Raw genomic sequence first — 25547 nt, 5'->3', positions numbered from 1 at the left:
ATCAGGTTAGTAAATCACTTTCACAAACCCATTGCGACAGTAAGTTTCGTATTCATCACTTAGCTGTCGGTTTGTCACAATCACATCAAATTGGGACAGTTCGCCCATATTGGCGGTCGCCACTTCATCAAACAGGTTATAAGGCGCTAATAAAATCTTGCGAATCGATTTTTCCATGCCTTTCTTTTTCATCGGTAAATCATCGAGATTATAGCAAGTCACCCCATAGGCGCTGTGAACCCCAGTGGCAGACATAAAGGCTTTTTTGGGATTGATGGAATCGAGTAAAGAGGGCAGCGTAGGGCTGTAAAACGAATCACTTTTGGGGCGATATTCCCCACCACACAGCAGTGCTGTGGCATTTTTTTTCTGGCTCAAGGCGAGAAAAACGTTATGGGAATAACAAATGCCGGTAAAGCTGATTTCTTCAGGGATCAACGCTATCAAGGTGGCCATTTCGATGCCATTATCGAAAAAGATCACATCATCTTCACTCACCATACTGGCGGCTAAATTAGGGATATACAGCTCTTCAGTTTGATCGGGTGTGAAAACATCGGCACGGGGTTCGTGCGGGGCTAAAGCAGTAGGTTGAGTGACAGAAACAATATAGCCACCAAGCAGTGACATGGGGATAGGGCCTTCAGTATCCGCATTGAGATCTCGACGAATGGTCATTTCAGAGACTTCAAGTATTCTCGAGGCTTCTTTAAGATGAATGCGTCCTGAACGTTTAATACATTCACTTAATCGGCGAAGGCGTTCTTTTTGTTTAGTTTCTATCACCCTGCAATCCTTTTTATGATGGCGCGGACGAACCGCGCCCCGTTGTTTAGTAGTCACTTGGAGTGGTATTTTCTCCAGTCACAATAGCGACACTCGCGCTTGCACCAACGCGGTTAGCACCAGCTTCAATCATCTTAATTGCGGTTTCACGCGTACGTACACCACCGGATGCTTTGACGCCAATTTCATTGCCAACCACTTTACGCATTAAAGCGACGTGATGCTCAGTGGCACCCATTGTACTGAATCCTGTTGAAGTTTTCACAAATCCAACGTTAATTGTGCGGCAAATTTCACAAACCTGTGTGATTTCTTCATCAGTTAACAGGCAAGTTTCGAGGATCACTTTCAGTGTTGCCTTACCACAAGCCGCAAAAACGGCTTCAATATCTTGACGAACAAAGTCTAAATCACCACTTTTTAGCATACCAACGTTGATGACCATATCCACTTCATCGGCACCACGGCGAACAGCTTCAGCGGCTTCAAATGCTTTAGCTTCTGTTAAACATGCACCTAATGGGAAGCCTACGACACAGCACACCATCACATCGCTATCTTTTAAACATTCACTTGCTAAAGGCACATAACCGGTGTTAACACACACAGAGGCAAAATGATATTGTGCGGCTTCTGCACATAACGTTTTGATATCATTAACCGTTGCGTTAGCAGCCAATAAAGTATGATCGATATATTTCGCTAAATCTTGCATTTTAAACCTTCCTATATGACGTTTTCAGAATAGATGTGGAATAGGTAACAAAGAATGAGGAAATGTGGCAGATATAACACTTGATCATTCGTTATTCGAGATCCTAATCACAAATGATATTTTTGCAACATGATAATGTTAGGATTATATCATTATGTGATTTATTTAACACGAGGGACATTATGGATATAGCAGTTATCGGTTCAAACATGGTCGATTTGATCACCTACATTGATCAAATGCCTAAAGAAGGGGAAACCCTCGAAGCCCCAGCCTTCAAAATCGGTTGTGGCGGTAAAGGGGCAAACCAAGCTGTTGCCGCAGCAAAATTAAACTCCAAAGTCATTATGCTCACTAAAGTAGGCGACGATATTTTTGCGGATAACACCATTCGTAACCTTGAGTCTTATGGCATCAATACTCGCTATGTAGAAAAAGTACCATGCACCTCAAGCGGTGTGGCACCGATTTTTGTTAACCAAAATTCGTCTAACAGTATTTTGATTGTTAAAGGGGCGAATAAGTTTTTATCCCCAGAAGATATCGACCGCGCTGCGGAAGATCTGAAAAAGTGCAAACTGATCGTATTGCAGCTGGAAGTGCAGCTGGAAACGGTTTACCACGCGATTGCCTTCGGTAATAAGCACAACATTCCTGTGTTACTTAACCCAGCACCAGCACAACGCGCACTGGATTTAGATTACGCATGTCGTTGTGATTTCTTTGTACCGAATGAAACCGAGTTAGAAATTCTGACCAACATGCCTGTGGATACCATGGATAACGTGCGTCGTGCCGCACAATCCCTGTTAGACAAAGGTCTGAAAAACCTGATTGTCACTTTAGGCGACAAAGGTGCGCTATGGATGACTCGCGACAGTGAGTTATTTATTCCGGCTATCAAAGTCAATGCAATTGACACTAGTGGTGCTGGCGATGCGTTTATCGGTTGTTTCTCTCATTACTATGTTCACACCGGAAACATCGAAGAAGCGATGAAAAAAGCGGTTCTATTTTCAGCCTTCAGCGTAACAGGAAAAGGCACGCAATCTTCTTATCCAAGTATCGAGCAGTTCAGTGAGTTTGTGCAGTTGAATAATTAGTTCTAACCATCTTTCAAGCGCCAGAAGCATTACCTGTACCCACAATATTTGCTCTGAATTTGAATGATGTTGAGCATGACCGGTTGAAGTGAAGGTTGCCATTAGAGCAAAAAGCCCGTTTAACCGGTTAAAAATATTATAAAAACGATTAAGGGTTACTATGAACATCAAGAACATAACTCAGTTACCTGATGGGTACCTGAATAAGACACCTATATTCCAATTTATCCTGCTTTCCTGCTTATTTCCGCTTTGGGGATGCGCAGCAGCATTGAACGATATTTTAATCACACAGTTTAAAAGCGTCTTTGAACTCAGTAACTTTGCTTCTGCATTAGTGCAAAGCGCGTTCTATGGTGGTTACTTTTTGATTGCGATCCCTGCGTCATTAGTGATCAAAAAAACCAGTTATAAATACGCGATTATGATCGGATTGATCTTGTATATTGCGGGTTGTTCCATGTTTTTCCCAGCATCACACATGGCAACTTACACTATGTTCTTAGCGGCGATTTTTGCTATCGCGATTGGTTTAAGCTTCCTTGAAACCGCAGCCAATACTTACAGTTCCATGATCGGTCCAAAACAGTACGCGACACTGCGTCTGAATATAAGCCAAACCTTCTACCCAATTGGTGCCGCAGGTGGGATTTTACTGGGCAAATATTTAGTTTTCTCGGAAGGGGAAAGCCTACAAAGCCAAATGGCAGGAATGGATGCGACTCAAATCCATGAATTCCGTTTAGCCATGCTGGAAAACACCCTTGAACCATACCGTTATATGATCATGGTATTGGTTGTGGTGATGATCCTGTTTTTACTGACGAAATTCCCGAAATGTAAAGTGGCAGAAACTGCAGAACATAAACGTCCTTCTGCACTGGATACCTTAAAATATTTAGCTAAAAACAGTCGCTTTAGAAAAGGGATCATCGCCCAGTTCCTATATGTGGGAATGCAAGTTGCTGTTTGGTCGTTCACCATCCGTTTAGCGCTGGAAATGGGAGATATCAACGAGCGTGATGCCTCTAACTTTATGGTGTACAGCTTCGCCTGTTTCTTTATTGGTAAATTTATTGCCAACATCTTAATGACTCGCTTTAACGCTGATAAAGTACTGATTATTTATTCGATTATTGGTGTGCTGTTCCTGGTGTATGTGGCCTTTATGCAGAGCTTCACTGCAGTGTATGCGGCGGTATTAGTGAGCATTCTGTTTGGACCATGCTGGGCAACTATCTATGCTGGTACGCTGGAAACGGTCGATAATGAACATACCGAAATGGCGGGTGCAGTGATTGTGATGGCGATTGTCGGCGCGGCAGTTGTACCTGCAATCCAAGGCTATGTCGCGGATATCACTCACTCTCTGCAACTCTCTTTCTTAGTCTCAATGCTGTGCTTCGTCTACGTGGGCATCTATTTCGTCGGCGAACGTCGCTTTAAAGCGAAACAACAAGCCAAATAATTCGCTATTGCTCAGGGTAGGCGCTGTGCCTACCCCTCTTTACCTCAAACCGTGAGTATGACAATGAACACAATTATCCCGTTACATAAACGCTTATTTACGGAAAAACCGACCTTAGTTCTGAAAAATAGCCAGTTTTCCGTTTCCGCATTTGTTTACCAATCTGGCGTGCAAGGGCTGCGGGTTGAAAACTCGCAGGGGCACTTAACCATTTTGCCATTTTTAGGGCAAATGATTTGGGATGCTGAATTTTGCGGGCAAAATCTGAAAATGGAAAATATGTTTTCAGAACCCAAGCCTGTTCCAACCGTAATTGAAACCTATGGCTGCTTCGCTTTCCATTCTGGATTAATCAGTAATGGTTGCCCATCGCCAGAAGATAATCACCCATTACACGGGGAAATGCCTTGCGCACCAATGGATAGCGCATGGCTTGAATTGACTGAAACCAGCCTTAAAGTGTGCGGTGAATATGAGTATGTGATGGGCTTTGGTCACCATTATCGTGCCGCGCCATCCGTACAATTAAATGCGGATAGTGCACTGTTTGATATTCACATGTCAGTGACTAACTTAGCGTCTGTACCAATGCCGCTTCAATATATGTGCCATATGAACTACGCCTATGTGGATGATGCCACCTTGACGCAAAATATTCCTGAGCAGGCAATTAAGTTGCGGGAGTCTATTCCGGGGCATGTACACCCAACTCAAAAATGGCTCGATTTTAACCAAGCGCTCAAGTCTGGAGAGGTGACGCTAAATCAATTAAATCAGCCACAGATGTGTGACCCTGAGATTGTCTTCTTTATGGATAATTTGAGCCAATACACTGCCAGTCCTGAATTTAAAATGCGGTCACCAGCAGGCAATACCTTTGTAACTCGTTTTAAATCGAATGAGCTAAATTATGCGACACGCTGGATTTTATATAATGGCGATCAAAAAGTGGGGGCATTTGTGTTACCAGCAACCTGCCGCCCAGAAGGGTTTATTGCCGCTAAAAATAACCAGACGCTGATTTGGCTAGAAGCCGGAGAAAACCGTCAATTTACGGTGACAACGGGTGTAGAGCAGTAACTTTTTTACTAAGGCTGCCGTTGAGCAGCCTTTTATTCATATTGTTGACACTCTTCTTGTAAGTCATCAAGTAAGCTTTGCGCATCAAATATAGGAGTGCTTTTCCCATTCGGTAACATCATGATTGCCGTTTGAATATTGGCACTTGCCATATCCGGTAAGATTTCTGTCATCAAATGTTCTAGTGTCATCGGTAGCGGATAACATTCTGCCCATTCATCCGTCAAACACAGTTCTACGTACTCTTTCGCAGCCCATAGCGGTAAAAATAAGCAGTGGTCATCATTCTGCGCGGTCACTAATCCATCATGGTTAGCTAATGTCCAAACCTGTTCCCAATCAGCAACTTTGCCAACAAAATAGAGATATCGGCGATGAGGGGAGAGCAATAGAACATTGTTGATCTCTTGCTCTTTAGGCGAAAAATAGGCGCTATTCATTATTGGATTACCTAAAAAGTAATTGATAATTATTGAGATAACTAGGTGAATAATTGTTATCTTAGCAGTTATTCACTCACTATTTAGAGTGTTATATTGTACACAGCAAATTAGTTTTCAATGTCAGTTTAGGGCAATAAGACATGATAGAAGCACTACTCGAAAAATATGCCATTGGCATGACCATCATTGCCGTTTGTTTAGCCTTGTATTTGCTTTTCGAGGTTTTACATAAGCGGCATAAACATAAGCGAAAAAGTATTTTGGTGCATGTGATCCAAACCGTGGTGCTGTGCGTGATGGTGTTGGTAGCGGCTCAATCGGTGGATATGGCAGCGAGTGACTTTGATTTAACCTTTATCTCGACATCACTAATTAACTTAATTGCCATATCGGTGATTGCATTAATTATCACGCGAAAATTCTTTCAGTTGGTTAACCGCCTTGAAAAGAAACAGATTAAAAAAGGCAGTGACCCTACCTCCGCACGTATCATTGCTCGAGTGTTTAAGACCGCCGTCATTGTCATTATTATACTGTTATTTGGCGAACATTTTGGCATGAGCCTATCAGGATTAATGGCATTTGGCGGCATTGGCGGTATCGCTATCGGTATGGCGGGTAAAGATATTCTGAGTAACTTTTTCTCAGGGATCATGCTCTATTTCGACCGCCCGTTTAATATTGGGGATTGGGTCAGTTCGCCAGATAGAAATATTGAAGGAACAGTCGTCGAGATTGGCTGGCGGATCACCAAGATTGTCACGTTTGACCATCGCCCGCTCTATATTCCCAACTCACTGTTTTCTTCCATTAGCGTTGAAAACCCAGGGCGCATGACCAACCGACGAATTAAAACGGAAATCGGTTTACGTTATGAAGATTCCGACAAAGTTAGCGCGATTGTGGAAGATATTCGCACCATGCTAAAGCAAGATGAAAATATCGATACAGGGCAAACCTTGCTGGTCTATTTCGATGCGTTTGCGGATTCTTCCCTGAATATTATGGTCTACTGCTTTACGAAAACCACCGTATGGGCTGAATGGCTGGCTGCACAGCAAGCGGTCTATTTGAAAATTATTGAGATAGTTAAGCGTCACAATGCGGACTTTGCATATCCATCTCAAACCCTGTACGTGGAAAGAAACAAGTAACCTCGTCGTCCTGAAAAATTAACCGACTGATCCACTGTCATTATTGTCTGCTTCGGTCGGTTAATCTGCAAATAATCTATTTTTCATGGTTTATGGCTAAAAAGCCGGTGAGGTTATCCGGAAATTTTTATACTATTAACCAGTGAGTTATAAAAAATATTCACCCTAGGCAAAACTGAATAATTTTGCATTAATTCTGACTATTTCAATCTCAGTATCTATCAAGTATATTGAGCCCCTCTTTACCTCAGCTAACCAAGAGCCAGACTGCTATGAAGAAAATCAATGTGGCATGTAGCCAGGGGGTCGCTATCTATTTTACGGGTCAATTCCAGTGGGTAGATATTCGCGATGCACAGTTAAATAATATCGCTGCGGTTGTGCTCTCTGAACAAGATGCCAACCAAGGGCTGTGGAAGAGAGTTGCAGACAGTAAACTCAGTATTCCGCTGTTTGTCATTAGTGACAAGCAGCTACCAGACAATGAACCAATGCCTGACTATTTGACCGCATTATTACCGCCAGCGCCTGCTGTGCGTGAAGAGAATAGCCGCCAATTGCGGGATGCTGCAAACCAATACCTTGAACAGTTATTACCGCCATTCTTTGCGCGAATGATGGATTATGCCGCGGGTCACAACGTGACGTTTGCCTGCCCCGGGCACCAAGGTGGACAATTTTTCCGTCGTCATCCAACGGGCGAACAGTTCTACCAATTCTACGGTGAAAACCTCTTTCGCACCGATTTGTGCAACGCCGATGTGGCGATGGGGGATTTGCTTATCCACGAAGGGGCAGCCAAAGAAGCGCAAAAATTCGCGGCGAAAGTATTCAATGCTGATAAAACCTACTTTGTGCTTAATGGCACTTCATCATCCAATAAAGTCGTTCTGAACGCCTTATTAACACCGGGTGATTTAGTGCTGTTTGACCGCAATAACCATAAATCTAACCATCATGGCGCCCTGATCCAAGCTGGGGCAACACCCGTTTATTTGGAAACAGCTCGTAACCCATTTGGGTTTATTGGTGGGATTGATGCCCACTGTTTTACTGAAGAATACTTAAGAAACGCGGTGAGCGAAGTGAAGCCTGAAAAAGCACAGGCAGAAAAACCGTTCCGTCTTGCCGTGATCCAGCTCGGGACTTATGACGGCACGGTCTACAACGCGAGGCAAGTGGTGGATAAGATAGGGCATCTTTGCGAATACATTCTGTTTGATTCCGCGTGGGTGGGTTACGAACAGTTTATTCCGATGATGCGCCAATGCTCGCCGTTACTGCTGGAACTGAACGAGAATGACCCCGGTATTATGGTGACTCAATCGGTTCACAAACAGTTAGCGGGCTTTTCCCAAGCGTCACAGATCCATAAAAAAGATAACCATATCAAAGGCCAAGAACGCTTTGTTTCCCATAAGAAACTGAATAACGCGTTTATGATGCACGCCTCTACCAGCCCGTTTTACCCGCTGTTTGCTTCACTGGATGTGAATGCGCGTATGCACCAAGGGGAAGCGGGGGAAATGATGTGGATGGAGTGTGTGAGACAAGGAATTGAGGTCAGAAAATCCATTATTCAGCACTGCCGTTACTTTAGACCGTTTGTGCCAGAGTTAGTGGATGGCAAGCCGTGGCATGAATACCCAACCGAGCAAATTGCGTCGGAACAGCGTTTCTTTAATTTTATTCCGAAAGAACGTTGGCACGCGTTTGATGGCTACGCGCAGGATCAATATTTCGTTGACCCGTGCAAGCTGATGCTAACGACACCGGGGATTGATGTCGAAAGCGGGGAGTATGAATCTTTCGGGGTTCCGGCAACAATTTTGGCGCATTTCCTGCGTGAACACGGCGTTATCCCTGAAAAATGCGATTTGAACTCCATCTTGTTCTTGTTAACCCCTGCGGAATCGCGTGAAAAGCTCGAACTGCTGGTTTCTCATTTAGTGCGTTTCGAGCAGCTTCTGGATGAAGACGCGTTATTTGAAGACGTATTACCGTCAGTGTATCAGCGTTATCAGGAACAGTATCAAGGGTATACTTTGCGTCGATTATGCCAAGAAATGCATCAATTAAGCGTGGATTTTAATATTAAACAGCTGCAAAAAGAGATGTTCCGTAAGGCGCATTTCCCTGTGGTGAAAATGAACCCACAACAGGCACATCTGGAGTTTATTCGTGGCAATGTGGAGTTACTGCCTCTGGATGAACTAGAAGGGCGTATTGCTGCAGAAGGGGCGTTGCCTTATCCGCCGGGCGTGCTGTGTGTCGTGCCGGGGGAGGTGTGGTCGGGTCCTGTTCTTCAGTATTTTAAAGCACTGGAAGCAGGAATTAATGCCTTGCCGGGCTTTGCACCTGAGCTGCAAGGGGTCTATATTTCGAAAAATGAAAATGGGCCAAAACGCGTGTATGCGCATGTTTTGAAATAAATTTCATCGTATTCAGACATCAAGCATAGATTTTGCCGAATGAGATAGCTAAATTGGGATCCGCGAAATGTGGATCCCGATTGACGATAAGGCAACCCTATGACGAAAAAGATTATTTTAGACTGTGACCCTGGGCATGACGATGCCATCGCTATGCTACTGGCTTACGGTAATCCAGACATCGATTTACTCGCCGTCACCACGGTTGCAGGCAACCAAACTCTCGAAAAAGTCACCCGTAATGCCCGCGCTATTGCTGAAATGGCGAATATTCGCGGTATTCCTTTTGCAGCAGGCTCTGCGCGCCCATTAGTGCGTGAAGTGGAAGTGGCACCCGATATTCATGGAGATTCTGGGTTGGATGGCCCTGAACTTCCAGTACCTACGTTAGCGTTGGATGAACGCCATGGGGTGAATTTGATCATCGATACGATTATGTCCCACCCACCAAAAACCGTTACTTTAGTGCCTACGGGGGCGCTGACCAATATCGCATTAGCCGCAAGATTAGAACCTCGGATTGTGGAGCGCGTGAAGGAAGTGGTGTTGATGGGCGGGGGCTACCATGTGGGAAATTGGAGCCCGGTTGCGGAATTTAATATCAAAATAGACCCAGAAGCGGCACATATTGTTTTTAATGAAAAGTGGCCGTTAACGATGGTTGGTTTGGATCTCACTCACCAAGCATTGGCAACGCCAGATGTGGTGGCGAAAATTGCCGAAATTGATACTAAATGCTCGCAGTTTGTCGTCGAATTGCTGGATTTCTTCGGCAAAATGTATAAACAGGCTCAGGGCTTTGATGCACCGCCGGTGCATGATCCTTGTGCCGTTGCCTACGTGATTGACCCGTCGGTGATGACTACCCAGAAAGTCCCTGTGGATATCGAATTAACGGGAACGCTGACTCTCGGTATGACGGTGGCAGATTTTCGCCATCCAGCCCCAGCGGATTGCCATACGCAGGTTGCTGTGAAATTAGACCGCGATAAGTTTTGGCAAATGGTTATCGACGCACTGAAAAATATTGGCTAACGGAATTGTATTTAACATGAACAGTGAATTAGAACAGATGCCTTACGAGGCATTAATTGAACGCAGCATGAATTCCCTGCAATTGAAAAACCAGTTCCATTGCGATAATTGGAAACTGGATGAAGCCAGTTGGTCAGTGGATCAAGATGAAGGCACCATTATTTTTCATGCGCCGGACAATATAATGGTGACGGCGCCTGTGCAAATAGTTGGTACTTATGATCAAAATGTGGGGAGTTGGATGTGGGGCTGGGCGAATAGCTCTATTGACCCATCATTAATGCAGGATGCGATTGCGGTTAAAGCCTACGGCGAGCGCCAAGATAATAGCTTGCTGACTTCCCGCGTGAGTGATATCGAAGAGTATGATGCATGGCAACTCGCTGCATTAGCATGTGAGCTAAATCAACAGCAAGGTGTTTATCGTGGCGTTGCAGGAAGTACACTGATTTTTATGACATTCGGTCAAATTTCCCTTCAAAAAATCTAAGCCATAAACGCCTTTTTTATTGTTGATAAAAAGGGCGTCTGGTTTCAGTCTGTTTATTCTTATTAACTCATGATTAGCTTGCTAATTTTTATTCGGAAAAAGTGTTTTTCTATATGCGTTATATTCAGAAATTCAGAAAGTATTGGAATGCGAATATTTTCTATTTTTTTTCATGAAACGCATAAGGAACCTTACATGTACGAAGGCCAAAAACCGGAAAAGGCATTACCTGAGAGCGCACAATTGCAATGGGTTATCCAAGGGATGGGGGCTTACAATACCCTAAAAGCCACACTAGAAAACCACATAACGAATATCACGAACAAAGTAGATAGCAATCATGAAATTCTGAAGGAAAAACTGGATGATAAGCATGATTCTGCTTTGGCAAGAATGGATGATAGGTGTGGTGTTTTGCAAGAAAAAATAGATGCTTTACAAATAAAAATGGATGAGCGATGTAATGCTTTGCAAGAGAGGATGGATGAACGATGTAATGCCTTGCAAACAAAAATGGATGAACGATGCAACAGTTTGCAACAGAAAATGGATGAACGATGTAGTGCTTTGCAAGAGAAAATGGATGAACGATGTAATGCTTTGCAAGCAAGAATGGATATTCGATGCGATGCTTTGCAAGAAAAGATAGATGATAAATATAATATATTAGTTCAGTCTATTTTGAGATCAGAACAATCAGTTCTTAACCAGATTAAGGATATGCAATCCGCTAATTTAAAATGGTTTATTGGGATTATTGCTGGCACAGGCATTGCATTTTATAAAGTATTTACCATGAGCCCATGAGGTTGAAATCCAGCCAACGTCTTCTTGCTTTTTAATTATTTGAATATCGATAGAACATTATTAAAACAAAAATCCCAGAAAGTTGCTTAATTCCTCGAAAATGATCCGCACAGTTTATTATGACAAAAGAAAGCCAGCTGTTAAAATGCGGCTTTCTTTTGCTATTTCACAACAGCATAAGCCTTAAATTCGATATCAACGCCAAAAGACCAACATGCAACAAAATCAAACGATAGAAAAAAATACACCATCAACAACAGATGGTTACAAAAATCTTAACCGCTTCTCGGTTGCGCCTATGCTTGATTGGACCGACCGTCATTGTCGTTATTTCCATCGCTTATTAACGAAAAATACGTTGCTGTATACCGAAATGGTGACGACGGGTGCGATCATTTATGGCAAAGGCGATTATCTTGCTTACAGTGAAGAAGAGCACCCTGTTGCTTTGCAATTGGGCGGCAGTGACCCTGCGGCTTTAGCGCAATGCGCAAAATTAGCGCAAGAACGTGGCTACGATGAAATCAACCTGAACGTTGGTTGCCCATCAGACCGTGTGCAGAACGGGCGTTTTGGTGCATGTTTAATGGCGGATGCTCAGCTGGTCGCAGATTGTGTCAAAGCGATGCGTGACGTGGTGTCTATCCCTGTGACGGTGAAAACACGTATTGGGATTGATGAGCAAGATAGCTACGAATTTTTATGCGAATTCATTGATACCGTCTCCACAAAAGGGGACTGTGACATGTTTATTATTCATGCTCGCAAGGCGTGGTTATCAGGATTAAGCCCAAAAGAAAACCGTGAAATTCCCCCGCTGGATTACCCTCGCGTATACCAATTAAAACGTGATTTCCCGCATCTCACTATGGCTATCAATGGGGGAGTTAAAACTCTCGAAGAAGCTAAAGAGCATCTAAAACATTTAGATGGCGTGATGGTGGGTCGTGAAGCGTATCAAAATCCGTCAATTTTAACCGCAGTAGATAATCAATTGTTTGATGAAACAATGCCAATTGTCGATAGCGTTGCCGCTGTTCGTAGCATGTATCCATACATCGAAAAAGAGCTGTCTAACGGGGCTTATTTAGGGCATATGACTCGCCATATGTTAGGGATTTTTCAAGGCATTCCGGGCGCTCGTCAATGGCGTCGCCACTTAAGTGAAAACGCCCATAAACAAGGTGCCGACTTATCAGTGGTTGAACAAGCTCTCGCGTTTGTGACTCGTGGCGAGTAAATATTACTTAAATGAAATTGCGATTTTGGTTGATGCGGGCTGAATAGGATTATCTGCATGCTATGATAAAACTCATTAATGAATGAGGAAGAATCAGATGAAAACATTAATCGCAACCTCTTTGCTGCTGTTAGTTGCTGGATGTTCGGGGTCAGGTGGGCAGATGCGAGAACCACCAAAGCAAGATCCTTATGAGGGAACGGTGCTAAACACCATTAAAGAGAACCAGCAGATCTACAAAGAGCAGCAAGCACGCAAAGGGCACTATTAATTAGTGCAACTGAAGCTCGTAAAAATTGCCGTTGTTAGAATTTTAAAAGCGCCAGTTATTGATAGCTGGCGCTTTTTTATGAATTAAGGAATGAGCAAGCTTGAGCCTTGGGTTTTACGTTGTTCCAGTGTTTGATGGGCTTTTTGGGCATCTTTCAGTGCAAAAATTTGGGATACCGGCACATCCACATTCACTTTGCCACTTAAAATCATGTCAAACAGGGCTTTGCTGGCTTGGTCTAACTCTTCTCTGTTAGTGACATAGCCACCTAGTGATGGGCGGGTAACATACAGAGAGCCTTTTTGATTTAAGATCCCTAAATTAACCCCAGTTACGGCTCCAGAAGCATTACCAAAGCTCACCATCAAACCGCGACGTTTCAGTGAATCTAAAGACGCCAACCACGTCGCTTGACCTACGGAGTCATACACGACATTCACTTTTTCGCCGTGAGTGATTTCTTTTACTCGCTCAGCAATATTTTCGGTTTGGTAATTAATGACTTCCCATGCGCCTGCGGCTTTCGCACGCTGCGCTTTCTCTTCAGAGCCAACGGTACCAATCATTTTCGCGCCTAACGCTTTTGCCCATTGGCAAGCAATTAGACCAACACCACCTGCTGCAGCGTGGAATAAGAAAACTTCATCTTTTTGAACTTGGTAGGTTTGATTGAGCAGGTAGTAAACCGTCATACCCTTAAGCGAACAGGCTGCTGCTTGTTCGAAGGTGATGCCGTCAGGTAAGTGTGCCACGGCATTGACGGGCACATTATGAACTTCACTGTATGCGCCTAGAGGACCTTGTGCGTAAACAACGCGATCACCCGGTTTGAAACCTGTGACTTGGGAGCCAGTTTTAACCACTACACCCGCCGCTTCTGTGCCAAGCCCACATGGCAAACTTGCAACTGGATACAGTCCACTACGTACATAGGTATCAATAAAGTTAATACCAATTGCACGGTTTTCGATTTGGATTTCGTTTTCAGCCGGTGCATTCGGGGAATAGTCGACAAAATTGAGAACTTCAGGACCACCATGTTGCGAAAATTCAATACGTTTTGCCATGATCATCTCCAATGAGTGAGTTTGTTTTTATTAACAGTATCAATTGCTCCATCATAACGCGATGCTTTAATGAGAAGAATTATCGGTTTGTGCGCTGCGTTAAGATTGTGCCTGCAATAATATCTTGTGCAGATAACAATAAAGACGCCACATGACACCTAAGATTGGCGTATACTAACTGTTGGTTAATTATAGACGTGGATATTTCAAGTATGGCTAAAAAACCCTCCTCAGATTACAAGACAAACCCACCGCGCGATCAGCAAATGGAAGGCTTAAAACTTCCGCCGCACTCTATCGAAGCGGAACAGTCTGTATTGGGGGGACTGATGTTAGACAACGAACGTTGGGATACGGTGTCCGAGCGTGTTACATCAGCGGATTTTTTTAGTCGCCCTCACCGTACTATCTTTGCACAAATGCAAATCCTGCTTGAGCAGGGCAAGCCTATTGACTTGATCACCTTGTCAGAATCCCTCGAACAGCAAGGGGAATTGGACAGCGTTGGGGGCTTTGCTTACTTAGCTGAATTATCGAAAAACACCCCAAGTGCGGCGAACATCAACGCTTATGCAGACATCGTCCGTGAACGTGCCATTGTGCGCGATATGATCTCCGTCGCCAATGATATTGCTGATGCTGGGTATGACCCACAAGGCCGCAGCAGTGAAGATCTCCTCGATTTCGCGGAAACCAAAGTTTTCCAAATTGCAGAATCGCGCGCGAATAAAGATGAAGGTCCGAAAGGGATCGAAGCGATTTTGTCGGAAACCGTTGAGAAAATCGAACAGCTTTATCAGCAGCCTCATGATGGTGTCACCGGAGTTTCCACGGGCTATCAAGATTTAGATAAGAAAACTGCGGGGTTACAAGGCTCAGATTTGATTATTGTTGCAGCACGTCCATCTATGGGTAAAACCACCTTTGCGATGAACTTGTGTGAAAACGCCGCGATGACTGAAGAAAAACCGGTGCTTATCTTCAGTTTGGAGATGCCCGGCAACCAGATCATGATGCGTATGCTCGCGTCACTGTCTCGCGTCGACCAAACTCGCATTCGTACAGGTCAGCTTGATGATGAGGATTGGGCGCGTATCTCAAGTACCATGGGCATATTGATGGAAAAACGCAATATGTACATCGATGACTCATCGGGGTTAACACCAACGGAGGTACGTTCTCGTGCTCGCCGAATTTATCGCGAACACGGTGGGCTAAGCCTGATTATGATCGACTACCTTCAGTTAATGCGTGTGCCAGCGTTGTCCGATAACCGTACATTAGAAATCGCTGAAATTTCTCGTTCTCTCAAAGCGTTAGCAAAAGAATTAAACGTACCAGTAGTGGCGCTTTCCCAGTTAAACCGTAGCTTGGAGCAACGAGCAGACAAACGTCCAGTAAACTCCGACTTACGTGAATCAGGCTCCATCGAGCAAGACGCCGACTTAATCATGTTTATCTACCGTGACGAGGTCTATCACGATAACAGCGACCTCAAAGGGGTGGCGGAAATTATTTTAGGTAAACAGCGTAACGGCCCGATAGGGACGGTGAGGCTGACGTTTAATGGGCAGTGGTCGAGGTTTGATAATTATGCGGGGCCGGCCTACGACGACGAATAACCTCGTCATACTTCACACTGTGGCGTTGTTGGCTGCGTTCGCTAACCTGAGTCACATACTTATGTATGCTCCCCAGGCTTAGCTTCTCTTGCCGCCTAGCCACAGTGCGAATTATTTAGAGGTTGGTAAGCTCGTCATATTTTGAGCTGTAGCTGTGTTGGTTGCTCTCAGCTACCCTAGTCACATACTTGTGTATGCTCCTAGGAATAGCTTCGTTTACCGCCTTGCTACAGTTCAAACTATTTAGAGCTTATAGAAAATTGAAGACTAAATAAGTTAAATTTTAAAATGAATAATTAAGAGGAAGAAATGAAAGCGGCAACCGCATTAATAAACCGCCGCGCTCTGCGACACAACCTGCAACGCGTGAGAGAATTGGCGCCGAATAGCCGTCTGATTGCAGTTGTTAAAGCAAACGCTTATGGTCATGGATTAATTGGAGTTGGCACCGAAATTCAAGGAATTGTCGACGGTTTTGGGGTGGCGCGTTTAAATGAAGCCCTGCTGCTTCGACATCAAGGCGTGACAAAACCGATAGTTTTATTAGAAGGTTTCTTCGAAAAATCCGATTTGCAGTTGATGGTGGAATACAACATCGATACGGTGATCCACTGCATTGAACAACTGGAAATGCTGGAAAATGCCCAGCTTGCCAAAAAAATCAAAGTATGGATGAAACTCGATACTGGCATGCATCGCCTTGGCGTACTTCCTCAGCATGCGGAAAGTTTTTACCAACGTCTTCAAAGCTGTAGCAACGTTGATTTACCTATCAATATTGTTAGCCACTTCTGTCAGGCCGATGCGCCTGAACTCCCAACCACCAAAAAACAAATCGAATGCTTCCAACAGTTTGTGTCTGACAAACCGGGTGAAAAATCCATCGCGGCATCCGCGGGGATCCTCTTATGGCCAGAAGCCCATTATGACTGGGTTCGCCCCGGTATTATGATGTATGGCGCCTCACCGCAAGAAGGTAAAAGCGCTGCAAGCTTCGGTTTATTACCCGTCATGACCTTAAAATCCAGCCTGATTGCTGTGAGAGAGCATTCGGCAGGGCAGTGTGTTGGCTACGGCGAAACATGGTGCAGTGAACGTAATACCCGCCTTGGGGTGGTAGCGATTGGTTATGGAGATGGTTATCCGCGTAACGTGCCATCAGGAACGCCTGTTCTAGTCAATGGACGAAAAGTGCCGATTATTGGACGAATTTCCATGGATATGACTGTCGTGGATTTAGGGCCAGATGCCACCGATAAAGTGGGGGATGACGTCATTCTATGGGGAAATGCTCTGCCAGTGGAAGAAATTGCCGCACAAACAGGCATTATTAACTATGAGCTTTTGACGAAATTGACCTCACGAGTCGCAATGGAATATGTAGACGAATAGGTTTTAAAGGGTTATTTTCACAAGACAAAAGTAATAAAGAAAACCTACAAGTAGGAGATATCCTGTGTACCAACATGTTGATGCTTATCCGGGCGACCCAATTTTATCGCTGATGGATGAATTTAATAAAGATACTCGTGAAGGCAAAATTAACCTGAGTATTGGTCTTTATTATGATGCAGAGGGGAAAACCCCTGAGCTGGAAACCGTCGGCACAGCGAAAGCTGCACTGAGAAAACTTCCGGCAAGTGCATCGCTTTATCTGCCAATGGAAGGTTTGAAAGATTACCGTACTGAATTACAAAAATTGGTGTTCGGCGAAAATTGCCCGTTAATCGCTCAAGAGCGTATCGCTACCGTACAAACCATTGGTGGCTCTGGCGCACTGAAAATCGGGGCTGATTTTTTACACCATTATTTCCCGAATTCAGAAGTCTGGTGCAGTAACCCAACATGGGAAAACCACGCTTCTATTTTCTCTGGCGCTGGCACAAAAGTGCATTATTACCCTTATTTTGATGAAAAAACCAAAGGGGTTAAATTTGATGAAATGCTGGAAACTTTCAAGAAGTTACCAGAAAATAGCATCATCTTAATGCACCCATGCTGCCATAACCCAACAGGCTCCGATTTAACGCCTGCTCAGTGGGATGAAGTGACGAAAGTGGCACTTGAACACAAATTGATCCCATTCTTAGATATCGCATATCAAGGTTTTGCGGAAGGTATCGATGAAGATGCTTATGCAATTCGCACGATGGTAAAAGCGGGTCTGCCAGTATTCGTCAGTAATTCATTCTCGAAAATCTTTGGTATCTACGGTGAACGTGCGGGTGGTTTATCTGTTATCTGTAAAGATAAAGATGAGCGCGATCGCGTGCTGGGGCAATTGAAAGCGGGCGTTCGTCGTCTGTATTCAAGCCCACCGTCTAACGGCGCGAAAATTGTTGCAGCAGTACTGACTGATAGCCAACAAAAAGCTAAATGGCTGGATGAAGTGGAAGAGATGCGCCTGCGTATTTTAGATATGCGCACCGTCTTGGTGGATGAGCTGAAAAAAGCGCTACCAAACAAAAACTTCGACCACCTGTTAAAACAACGTGGTATGTTCAGCTACACTGGTTTTTCTCAACAACAAGTTGACCGTCTGAAAGATGAGTTTGCGGTTTATTTAGTTGGAACCGGTCGTGTGTGTATGGCTGGGGTGAACCGTCATAACGTGAAGCGTATCGTGGAAGCGTTTGCAGCAGTTAGCCAGTAATAGTTAGTAACGAACGGTTATATAAGCATTAAAAAGGGGAACTCAGTTCCCCTTTTTCTATCTTAATTGACGGTTTTAGTTAACTCAGTAGCCACGCGCTAAGATAGGCTTCAAGAAACGCGCAGTATGGGATTTTTTACATTCAGCCACTTGTTCTGGGGTACCTGAAATTAAAATTTCACCGCCACCGCTACCGCCTTCAGGGCCTAAGTCGACAATCCAGTCTGCCGTTTTGATCACATCCAAGTTATGCTCGATGACGACGATGGTATTGCCTTGGTCACGTAGTTGATGCAAGACCACAAGCAGTTGCTGGATATCGGCAAAGTGCAATCCGGTGGTTGGTTCATCTAAGATATAGATAGTTTGTCCGGTGCCGCGTTTAGACAACTCGCGAGCTAATTTCACGCGCTGGGCTTCACCACCTGACAAGGTTGTCGCAGATTGGCCTAAGCGAATATAAGACAGACCCACATCCATCAGTGTTTGTAACTTACGCGCGAGTGCAGGTACAGCATCAAAGAACTCACGGGACTCTTCGATGGTCATATCCAGCACTTCATGGATACTTTTACCTTTGTATTTGATCTCTAAGGTTTCGCGGTTATAGCGCTTGCCTTTACATTGGTCACACGGCACATAGACATCGGGTAGGAAGTGCATTTCCACCTTAATCACCCCATCCCCTTGGCACGCTTCACAACGGCCGCCTTTGACGTTAAAACTGAAACGCCCTGGGTTATAGCCACGAGTCCGTGACTCTGGTACACCTGCGAACAGCTCACGAATTGGTGTAAAGATACCCGTGTAAGTGGCTGGGTTCGAACGTGGAGTACGTCCAATAGGGCTTTGGTCGATATCGATCACTTTATCGAAATGCTCTAAACCTTCGACATTGGTATACGGCGCAGGGTTAATCACTGTAGCGCCATTTAACTGACGCTGAGCGATAGGGAATAACGTATCGTTGATAAGCGTCGATTTACCGGAACCAGAAACCCCTGTAATACACGTAAATAAACCAACAGGAATATTCAGAGTAACATTCTTCAGGTTGTTGCCTGTTGCGCCAGAGACAGTCAGCACTTTATCTTTATTAAACGGAACACGCGTTTGTGGAATATCAATCTTGCGCTCGCCGCTTAAGAACTTACCGGTTAACGATTCAGGGTTAGCAACAATATCTTCCAATGTGCCTTGCGCTACAATTTGCCCACCGTGAACACCGGCTCCTGGGCCAATATCAATCACATGGTCGGCTGCTCGGATCGCATCTTCATCATGCTCAACCACAATGACGGTGTTTCCCAAATTACGTAGGTGAATCAAGGTTTCCAGTAATCGGTCATTATCGCGCTGATGGAGTCCTATAGACGGTTCATCCAGCACATACATTACCCCAACCAGACCCGCTCCAATTTGGCTTGCTAGGCGGATGCGCTGCGCCTCACCACCGGATAAGGTTTCTGCGGAGCGTGAAAGGCTTAGGTAATTCAGCCCCACATTCACTAAAAACTTCAGGCGGTCGCTGATCTCTTTCAGAATTTTTTCGGCAATCTTGGCGCGTTGTCCGCTGAGTTTTAAGTTTTGGAAAAATTCCATCGCATGACCGATGCTGTAATCTGCAATTTCAGGCAGCGTGGTATTTTCCACAAATACAAAACGGGCTTCTTTACGCAGACGGGTTCCTGCACAAGTCACGCAAGGGCGGTTGCTAATGTATTTTGCTAACTCTTCGCGCACCGCGGTGGATTCCGTTTCTTTATAACGGCGTTCCATATTGTTAAGCACACCTTCGAATGGGTGATGGCGTACGGTAATATCTCCGCGATCATTACGGTATTTGAATTCAATAGTTTCTTTGCCTGAACCATACAAAATGACTTTTTGAATGGCAGGGCTGAGTGAGTCATAAGGGGCTTCAACATCGAACTTATAGTGTTCGCCCAATGACATTAACATCTGAAAATAATAGAAATTACGACGATCCCAGCCGCGGATAGCTCCACCCGCAAGGGAAATTTCGGGATTTTGAATCACGCGCTCAGGGTCAAAAAACTGCTGAACCCCTAAACCGTCGCAGCTTGGGCAGGCCCCTGCTGGGTTGTTGAATGAGAATAGGCGCGGTTCTAACTCCATCATGCTATAGCCACAAACGGGGCACGCAAAGTTAGCGGAGAACACTAATTCTTCAGCTTTCGGATCATCCATATCTGCGACAACAGCGGTGCCGCCAGACAGTTCCAGTGCAGTTTCAAAGGATTCCGCAAGACGCTGGGCGATATCGTCGCGTACTTTGAAGCGGTCAACCACCACTTCAATGGTATGTTTTTTCTGTAATTCGAGTTTTGGTGGATCGGATAAATCACAAACTTCACCATCAATACGGGCGCGAATATACCCTTGGCTCGCTAAGTTATCGAGTAACTTAACGTGCTCACCTTTACGCTCTTTCACGACCGGAGCCAGCAGCATCATACGGCGATCGGTCGGCTGTGCGAGGACGTTATCCACCATCTGGCTAACGGTTTGTGCCGCAAGCGGAATATCATGATCAGGACAGCGAGGCTCACCCACACGGGCAAACAATAGGCGCAGGTAATCATGGATTTCGGTAATGGTCCCGACCGTTGAACGCGGGTTATGGGAAGTGGATTTCTGTTCAATGGAAATAGCAGGCGACAGCCCTTCGATATGGTCAACATCCGGTTTTTCCATTAAAGAAAGGAATTGACGAGCATACGCGGATAGTGATTCAACATAACGACGCTGACCTTCAGCATAGAGGGTATCAAAGGCGAGGGAGGATTTCCCTGAACCAGATAGCCCTGTAATAACTATCAGCTTGTCTCGGGGGATGATGAGATTGATATTTTTTAGGTTATGCGTGCGTGCGCCGCGGACTTCGATATTCTCCATTTACCACTTCCCGAATGAATTGATAGTGAACAAAAATGAACTTGGTCGTCTTAATTAATGAGCCAGTACTAATAAACGATTTAGTATTGCACAAAATTTGCTGAATGGATATACAGTATATGTGCTCTTTCTATATCATTTCATAGGGGGCTGATGGCAACTTATCTGTGACGCCAATAATTAGCGTCTATACTAAAAAACAGTAATGCAGATTTCACTTAAATTTGGAAAGCGCTTCGCAACTTATCATCAAGCAATCTCAATTTATGGTGCAATACAGATAGGTCGTGGTAAACTTCACGGTCAGTCCAGAGATTAAAAATTCAATGCATCAGGAGTAATAAATGGCCACCAGAGGCGTAAATAAAGTAATTCTTATCGGTAACTTAGGACAAGATCCAGAAATCCGTTATATGCCTAACGGCGGAGCTGTCGCTAACCTGACTCTGGCAACTTCTGAAAGTTGGCGTGACAAGCAAACCGGTGAAATGCGTGAAAAAACCGAATGGCACCGTGTTGTGATTTTCGGCAAATTAGCCGAAGTTGCTGGTGAATATCTGAAAAAAGGTTCACAAGTTTATATCGAAGGTTCACTGCAAACCCGTAAATGGCAAGACCAAAGCGGTCAAGATCGCTACACCACCGAAGTTGTGGTCAATATCGGCGGTTCAATGCAGATGCTTGGTGGTCGTGGCGGTGATGCACCATCACAAGGTCAAAGCGGTGGGCAAGGCGGTTGGGGTCAACCACAACAGCCACAAGCAGCACAACAGTTCAGTGGCGGCGGCGCAGCGCCAGCGCGTTCACCAGCTCCACAAACCAATGAACCACCAATGGATTTTGATGACGATATCCCGTTCTAATTTCTAAATTAGAAAATCAAAATCATCGATTAAAGCCCTTAATTTTAAGGGCTTTAATTTTTTATGAGCAATTTCAGCTCAAATTATCACGCCTCAGCAACATTCTGTGATATGCCTCTCATTTGAAATCCACAACCAAGAAAAACGAAAAAAAGGGTTGTGAAGGTTAGGATTTTATGGTTTCTTAAATGCAGCAAGCACAAAAATGAAAAATCAGACAGACTTTAGCTAAACATGAAATTCATTAAATATGGATTTTGGCTAAATCAGACAGAATTAAATGACAGGAAATTCTCGTGAAAATGACTGCTAACCGTTCAAACCTACTACTTACCGCGCCACTAGCCGCGGTAGTCGTGCGTGTGGTGGTGGTCGTGGGCTTAGCGCCGTAACGGGAACAAATCACGCGATTTAGAAACCCCGCCGGCGCAAACCGAGCGGGGTTTTTTTATGACCTAAAACTCGGATCCGCAGGCTAGTGAAGGAATAAAAAATGATGAGCGAGTCGGGCACAACATCACCACAAAAAACCTGTTTTACAGGCGCAGAATTAATCGTCCATTTATTGGAAAAACATGGCATTACCATTGTTTCGGGTATCCCTGGCGGGGCAGCATTGCCATTCTATGATGCACTGGGACAGAGCAAAAAAATTCGCCACATACTGGCGCGTCACGAGCAAGGTGCGGGTTTTATTGCACAGGGAATTGCGCGTAGCACAGGCAAAGCGGCGGTGTGTATTTCCTCAAGCGGTCCCGGCGCCACTAACTTAGTGACTGCCATTGCGGATGCGAAACTGGATTCAATTCCACTGGTATGCATCACTGCGCAGGTGCCATCTTCGATGATTGGTACCGATGCGTTTCAGGAAGTGGATACTTACGGCATTTCAATACCGATTACGAAACACAACTATTTAGTGCGCAGTATTGAAGAGCTGCCTCGCGTTATCTGCGAAGCATTCCGTATCGCTGAGTCTGGGCGTCCAGGGCCTGTTTGGATTGATATTCCAAAAGATGTTCAGACTGCAACCATTGAGTTAGATGTGTTGCCAGAGATTTTACCGAAAGATAAAGCCCCAAGTTTCGATATGGAAAAAGTGATCCAAGCGGCGGAAATGATCAACCGTGCGAAGCGTCCAGTACTTTATTTCGGGGGCGGGGTGATTAGCTCTGATTCAACCGCGACGGCTATCGCTTTTGCCGAAAAAGCCTCTTTACCAACGACAATGACTTTGATGGCATTGGGGACCATTCCGATGCGTCATCCGCTGTATTTGGGCATGTTAGGCATGCATGCGGCACGTAGCACGAACATGATCATGGAAGAGTCTGATTTGCTGATTGTTATCGGTGCTCGCTTTGATGACCGCGCCATTGGTAAAGCGGAAAAATTCTGCCCGAATGCCAAAATCATTCACGTTGATATTGATAAAGCAGAAATCAGTAAAATCAAACGTCCAGACATTGCTATCCATGCGGATGCAGGGCAAATCTTAGAATTACTGTTACCGTTAGTTGAGCGCAATGATCGTCAAGAGTGGGTTCAACAAGTCAATGAGCTGAAAAATAATTATCCACTGAACTTAGCTAATGCGGATGATCCATTAGATCACTACGGTTTGGTATTAGCCACCGCACGTGCGGCAGGGGAAGAGGCGATTGTCACGACGGATGTTGGACAGCATCAAATGTGGGCGGCGCAAGCTTATCCATTGTCACGTCCTCGCCAGTGGTTAACATCCGGTGGTTTGGGCACCATGGGCTTTGGTTTACCGGCAGCGATTGGCGCTGCATTGGCTCACCCCGATAAAACCATCGTTTGTTTTTCAGGTGATGGCAGCTTAATGATGAATATTCAGGAACTGGCGACAGCGGCAGAGCATCAATTAAACATTAAAATCATTTTAATGAATAACCAAGCGCTGGGTATGGTGCATCAGCAGCAAGACCTATTTTTTGAGAATCGTATCTTTGCTGCGGCTTATCCTTATCAGACCGACTTTATTAAAATTGCCTCTGGGTTTGGTTTCCAAACGTGTGATTTAAATAATGAAGCCGAGCCTGAAATGGCGCTGGAAGCGATTATGAACACTAAAGGGCCTTGCTTAATTCATGCCTTGATTGATGTCAATCAGAAGGTATATCCAATGGTTCCTCCTGGTGCCGCTAATATTGATATGATCGGAGCGTAATTATGGTATTTGAACATCACCCAATCGCCTTAGAATTAATTGTTCGCAACCATCCGGGCGTTATGTCACATATTTGCGGGTTGTTTGCGCGTCGAGCATTTAACGTGGACGGCATTCTATGTATGCCAATTAAAGATAGGGACGAAAGCCGCATTTGGTTATTAGTTCAGAAAGATGAGCGTTTATCCCAGATGGTTAACCAAGTTGAAAAACTGGAAGACGTCCGTGAAGTTCGCTTTAGCGATGACCTGCGCGTGTTTGAAACCATGCAGGATTATTTGCAGTAATTCTGAATAAATAAGGTCGGCTTACAAGGAGCGTAGGCTGACGAGTTACACGCCATCACTTAAATGTGAATAGGTCATCACGACGGTGGCGTGCACATCCCCCTCAATGCATAAGTAAGCATGAGGAAAGTCTCCGCTGAACGCGTAAAAATCCCCAGCCTCAAGAACGACATTTTGTTCATTTTCTAAGCGCAGCATTAGGGAGCCCGCGTGTACCATAATGTGTTCATGGGTACCGACCATATGCGCGGGGCTATTAATAATGGCGCCTCTTTTCATACTAAGTTGCCAAATTTCAGAGACGTTACCCATACTGATACGGAATTTAAATTGCTCTAAATAATCACCTTCGAGTGGCGTGGCCTTCACCAAATAGGGGTAAGATTCATTTTGGCGTGTAAATAAATCGCTGAGCGGAAAACGCAGAGCTGCCGCAATGGACTCCAAAGTGTCGATGCGCGGATTTGAATCCCCTGATTCCAACTTAGAGAGGGCGGCTTTAGAGATCCCTGATAAATGAGAAAGCTCACTCAGAGAAAGGTTTCTCGCCTGACGTAGCAGACGCACTTTCTGACCAATTTTTATATTTATTTTATTTTCCACGACACTGTCTTCCACAATATTGCTTTTATAAATTCTCATTTCTGCTGTCAATTCTAACATCTTAAATATGAAATGTCAGAAACCCGATATTATGAAAATAATATTTTGCTGAATGCGAATAAATGGAAAAATAATCTAAAAATTATTTTTTAAATACACGGTTATAAAAATAAGATTTATTGTTTTTTCAGTGTGTTATTTTGTTGAATGAATTCATGATATAATTTAATTTGTATTATTCTAATGACTGAATGTGTCACAGTGTTTTATTTCAAATAAATAATATCTTTTCGGAGTTTATATCTGACAATTAAT

Annotated in this window: 23 protein-coding genes; 17 read left to right on the top strand and 6 right to left on the bottom strand. The window is 44.5% G+C overall.

All coding sequences use genetic code 11. The features are described 5' to 3' along the window. Window positions 1-6: 6 nt before the first annotated feature. Together GKR48_RS00675 and deoC are read right to left on the bottom strand one after the other, a co-directional pair. Window positions 7-786 (bottom strand): DeoR family transcriptional regulator, encoded by a 780-nt coding sequence (locus tag GKR48_RS00675; RefSeq protein ID WP_336431096.1) that lies wholly within the window; start codon window positions 784-786, stop codon window positions 7-9. 46 nt (window positions 787-832) lie between these two features. Continuing rightward, a complete protein-coding gene (deoC, locus tag GKR48_RS00670; protein ID WP_006658293.1) occupies window positions 833-1501 on the bottom strand; it encodes a deoxyribose-phosphate aldolase in 669 nt (222 codons plus the stop codon). 182 nt (window positions 1502-1683) lie between these two features. Here deoC and rbsK point away from each other — a divergent pair, with 182 nt between their 5' ends. From rbsK to GKR48_RS00655, 3 genes are all read left to right on the top strand, one after another. Then, a complete protein-coding gene (rbsK, locus tag GKR48_RS00665; protein ID WP_006663306.1) occupies window positions 1684-2604 on the top strand; it encodes a ribokinase in 921 nt (306 codons plus the stop codon). A 160-nt stretch (window positions 2605-2764) separates the two neighbouring features. Next, the gene (gene fucP, locus GKR48_RS00660) at window positions 2765-4072 is read left to right on the top strand and encodes an L-fucose:H+ symporter permease (protein ID WP_154626165.1); all 1308 of its coding nucleotides are present in this window, start codon (window positions 2765-2767) and stop codon (window positions 4070-4072) included. A 63-nt stretch (window positions 4073-4135) separates the two neighbouring features. Next, window positions 4136-5152, top strand: coding sequence for an aldose 1-epimerase family protein (locus tag GKR48_RS00655; RefSeq protein ID WP_006663305.1), 1017 nt, complete (start codon window positions 4136-4138; stop codon window positions 5150-5152). 32 nt (window positions 5153-5184) lie between these two features. Here GKR48_RS00655 and GKR48_RS00650 read toward each other — a convergent pair whose 3' ends face one another. Continuing rightward, window positions 5185-5592, bottom strand: a complete 408-nt coding sequence (locus GKR48_RS00650) for a DUF2750 domain-containing protein (RefSeq protein WP_154626163.1) — start codon at window positions 5590-5592, stop codon at window positions 5185-5187. Window positions 5593-5735: 143 nt separating this feature from the next. Between GKR48_RS00650 and GKR48_RS00645 the strand changes: the two genes are divergently transcribed. The 7 genes from GKR48_RS00645 (at window position 5736) to GKR48_RS17715 (ending at window position 13024) form a co-directional block, all read left to right on the top strand. Further along, window positions 5736-6749 (top strand): mechanosensitive ion channel family protein, encoded by a 1014-nt coding sequence (locus GKR48_RS00645; RefSeq protein WP_154626161.1) that lies wholly within the window; start codon window positions 5736-5738, stop codon window positions 6747-6749. 272 nt (window positions 6750-7021) lie between these two features. After that, entirely contained in the window at window positions 7022-9181 is a 2160-nt protein-coding gene (locus GKR48_RS00640) for an ornithine decarboxylase (RefSeq protein ID WP_154626159.1), read from the top strand. Window positions 9182-9280: 99 nt separating this feature from the next. After that, window positions 9281-10216: a uridine-preferring nucleoside hydrolase UriH gene (gene uriH, locus GKR48_RS00635; RefSeq protein ID WP_154626157.1), complete on the top strand. Its 936-nt coding sequence runs from the start codon at window positions 9281-9283 to the stop codon at window positions 10214-10216. A 16-nt stretch (window positions 10217-10232) separates the two neighbouring features. Continuing rightward, window positions 10233-10706 (top strand): DUF6882 domain-containing protein, encoded by a 474-nt coding sequence (locus GKR48_RS00630; RefSeq protein WP_154626155.1) that lies wholly within the window; start codon window positions 10233-10235, stop codon window positions 10704-10706. Between the two features lie 195 nt (window positions 10707-10901). Beyond that, window positions 10902-11513, top strand: coding sequence for a hypothetical protein (locus tag GKR48_RS00625; protein ID WP_154626153.1), 612 nt, complete (start codon window positions 10902-10904; stop codon window positions 11511-11513). A 214-nt stretch (window positions 11514-11727) separates the two neighbouring features. Next, complete coding sequence (gene dusA, locus GKR48_RS00620; RefSeq protein WP_154626151.1) at window positions 11728-12753, top strand: tRNA dihydrouridine(20/20a) synthase DusA; 1026 nt, start codon at window positions 11728-11730, stop codon at window positions 12751-12753. Window positions 12754-12850: 97 nt separating this feature from the next. Next, the gene (locus GKR48_RS17715) at window positions 12851-13024 is read left to right on the top strand and encodes a hypothetical protein (protein WP_195848207.1); all 174 of its coding nucleotides are present in this window, start codon (window positions 12851-12853) and stop codon (window positions 13022-13024) included. Between the two features lie 83 nt (window positions 13025-13107). On the opposite strand, the gene GKR48_RS00615 is transcribed toward GKR48_RS17715, so the two are convergent. Then, entirely contained in the window at window positions 13108-14091 is a 984-nt protein-coding gene (locus tag GKR48_RS00615) for a quinone oxidoreductase (RefSeq protein WP_154626149.1), read from the bottom strand. A 212-nt stretch (window positions 14092-14303) separates the two neighbouring features. On the opposite strand from GKR48_RS00615, the gene dnaB reads away from it, so the two are divergent. The 3 genes from dnaB (at window position 14304) to GKR48_RS00600 (ending at window position 18366) form a co-directional block, all read left to right on the top strand. After that, window positions 14304-15713 carry a replicative DNA helicase gene (dnaB, locus tag GKR48_RS00610; RefSeq protein WP_036955040.1) on the top strand — a complete coding sequence of 470 codons (1410 nt, stop codon included), beginning with the start codon at window positions 14304-14306 and terminating at the stop codon, window positions 15711-15713. Window positions 15714-16022: 309 nt separating this feature from the next. Further along, window positions 16023-17105 carry an alanine racemase gene (gene alr, locus GKR48_RS00605; protein ID WP_154626147.1) on the top strand — a complete coding sequence of 361 codons (1083 nt, stop codon included), beginning with the start codon at window positions 16023-16025 and terminating at the stop codon, window positions 17103-17105. Between the two features lie 64 nt (window positions 17106-17169). Further along, the gene (locus tag GKR48_RS00600) at window positions 17170-18366 is read left to right on the top strand and encodes an amino acid aminotransferase (protein WP_336431095.1); all 1197 of its coding nucleotides are present in this window, start codon (window positions 17170-17172) and stop codon (window positions 18364-18366) included. 84 nt (window positions 18367-18450) lie between these two features. Here the strand turns inward: GKR48_RS00600 and uvrA are convergent, their stop codons facing one another. Beyond that, entirely contained in the window at window positions 18451-21285 is a 2835-nt protein-coding gene (gene uvrA / locus GKR48_RS00595) for an excinuclease ABC subunit UvrA (protein WP_154602086.1), read from the bottom strand. Between the two features lie 344 nt (window positions 21286-21629). Here uvrA and GKR48_RS00590 point away from each other — a divergent pair, with 344 nt between their 5' ends. From GKR48_RS00590 to ilvN, 4 genes are all read left to right on the top strand, one after another. Further along, window positions 21630-22148 carry a single-stranded DNA-binding protein gene (locus GKR48_RS00590; RefSeq protein WP_036955024.1) on the top strand — a complete coding sequence of 173 codons (519 nt, stop codon included), beginning with the start codon at window positions 21630-21632 and terminating at the stop codon, window positions 22146-22148. Between the two features lie 302 nt (window positions 22149-22450). Then, on the top strand, window positions 22451-22540 hold the full coding sequence (gene ivbL, locus GKR48_RS00585) for an ilvB operon leader peptide IvbL (protein WP_108479355.1): 90 nt from the start codon (window positions 22451-22453) through the stop codon (window positions 22538-22540). A 104-nt stretch (window positions 22541-22644) separates the two neighbouring features. Next, on the top strand, window positions 22645-24342 hold the full coding sequence (gene ilvB / locus GKR48_RS00580) for an acetolactate synthase large subunit (protein WP_154626204.1): 1698 nt from the start codon (window positions 22645-22647) through the stop codon (window positions 24340-24342). Window positions 24343-24344: 2 nt separating this feature from the next. Next, window positions 24345-24629: an acetolactate synthase small subunit gene (gene ilvN, locus GKR48_RS00575; RefSeq protein WP_132497153.1), complete on the top strand. Its 285-nt coding sequence runs from the start codon at window positions 24345-24347 to the stop codon at window positions 24627-24629. Between the two features lie 45 nt (window positions 24630-24674). On the opposite strand, the gene GKR48_RS00570 is transcribed toward ilvN, so the two are convergent. Then, entirely contained in the window at window positions 24675-25232 is a 558-nt protein-coding gene (locus GKR48_RS00570) for a helix-turn-helix domain-containing protein (RefSeq protein WP_272522383.1), read from the bottom strand. Between the last annotated feature and the right edge of the window lie 315 nt (window positions 25233-25547).

The organism is Providencia sp. wls1943 (assembly GCF_009706275.1).
Taxonomy (GTDB): domain Bacteria; phylum Pseudomonadota; class Gammaproteobacteria; order Enterobacterales; family Enterobacteriaceae; genus Providencia; species Providencia zhijiangensis.
This window is presented reverse-complemented; position numbering and strand designations above follow the sequence as displayed.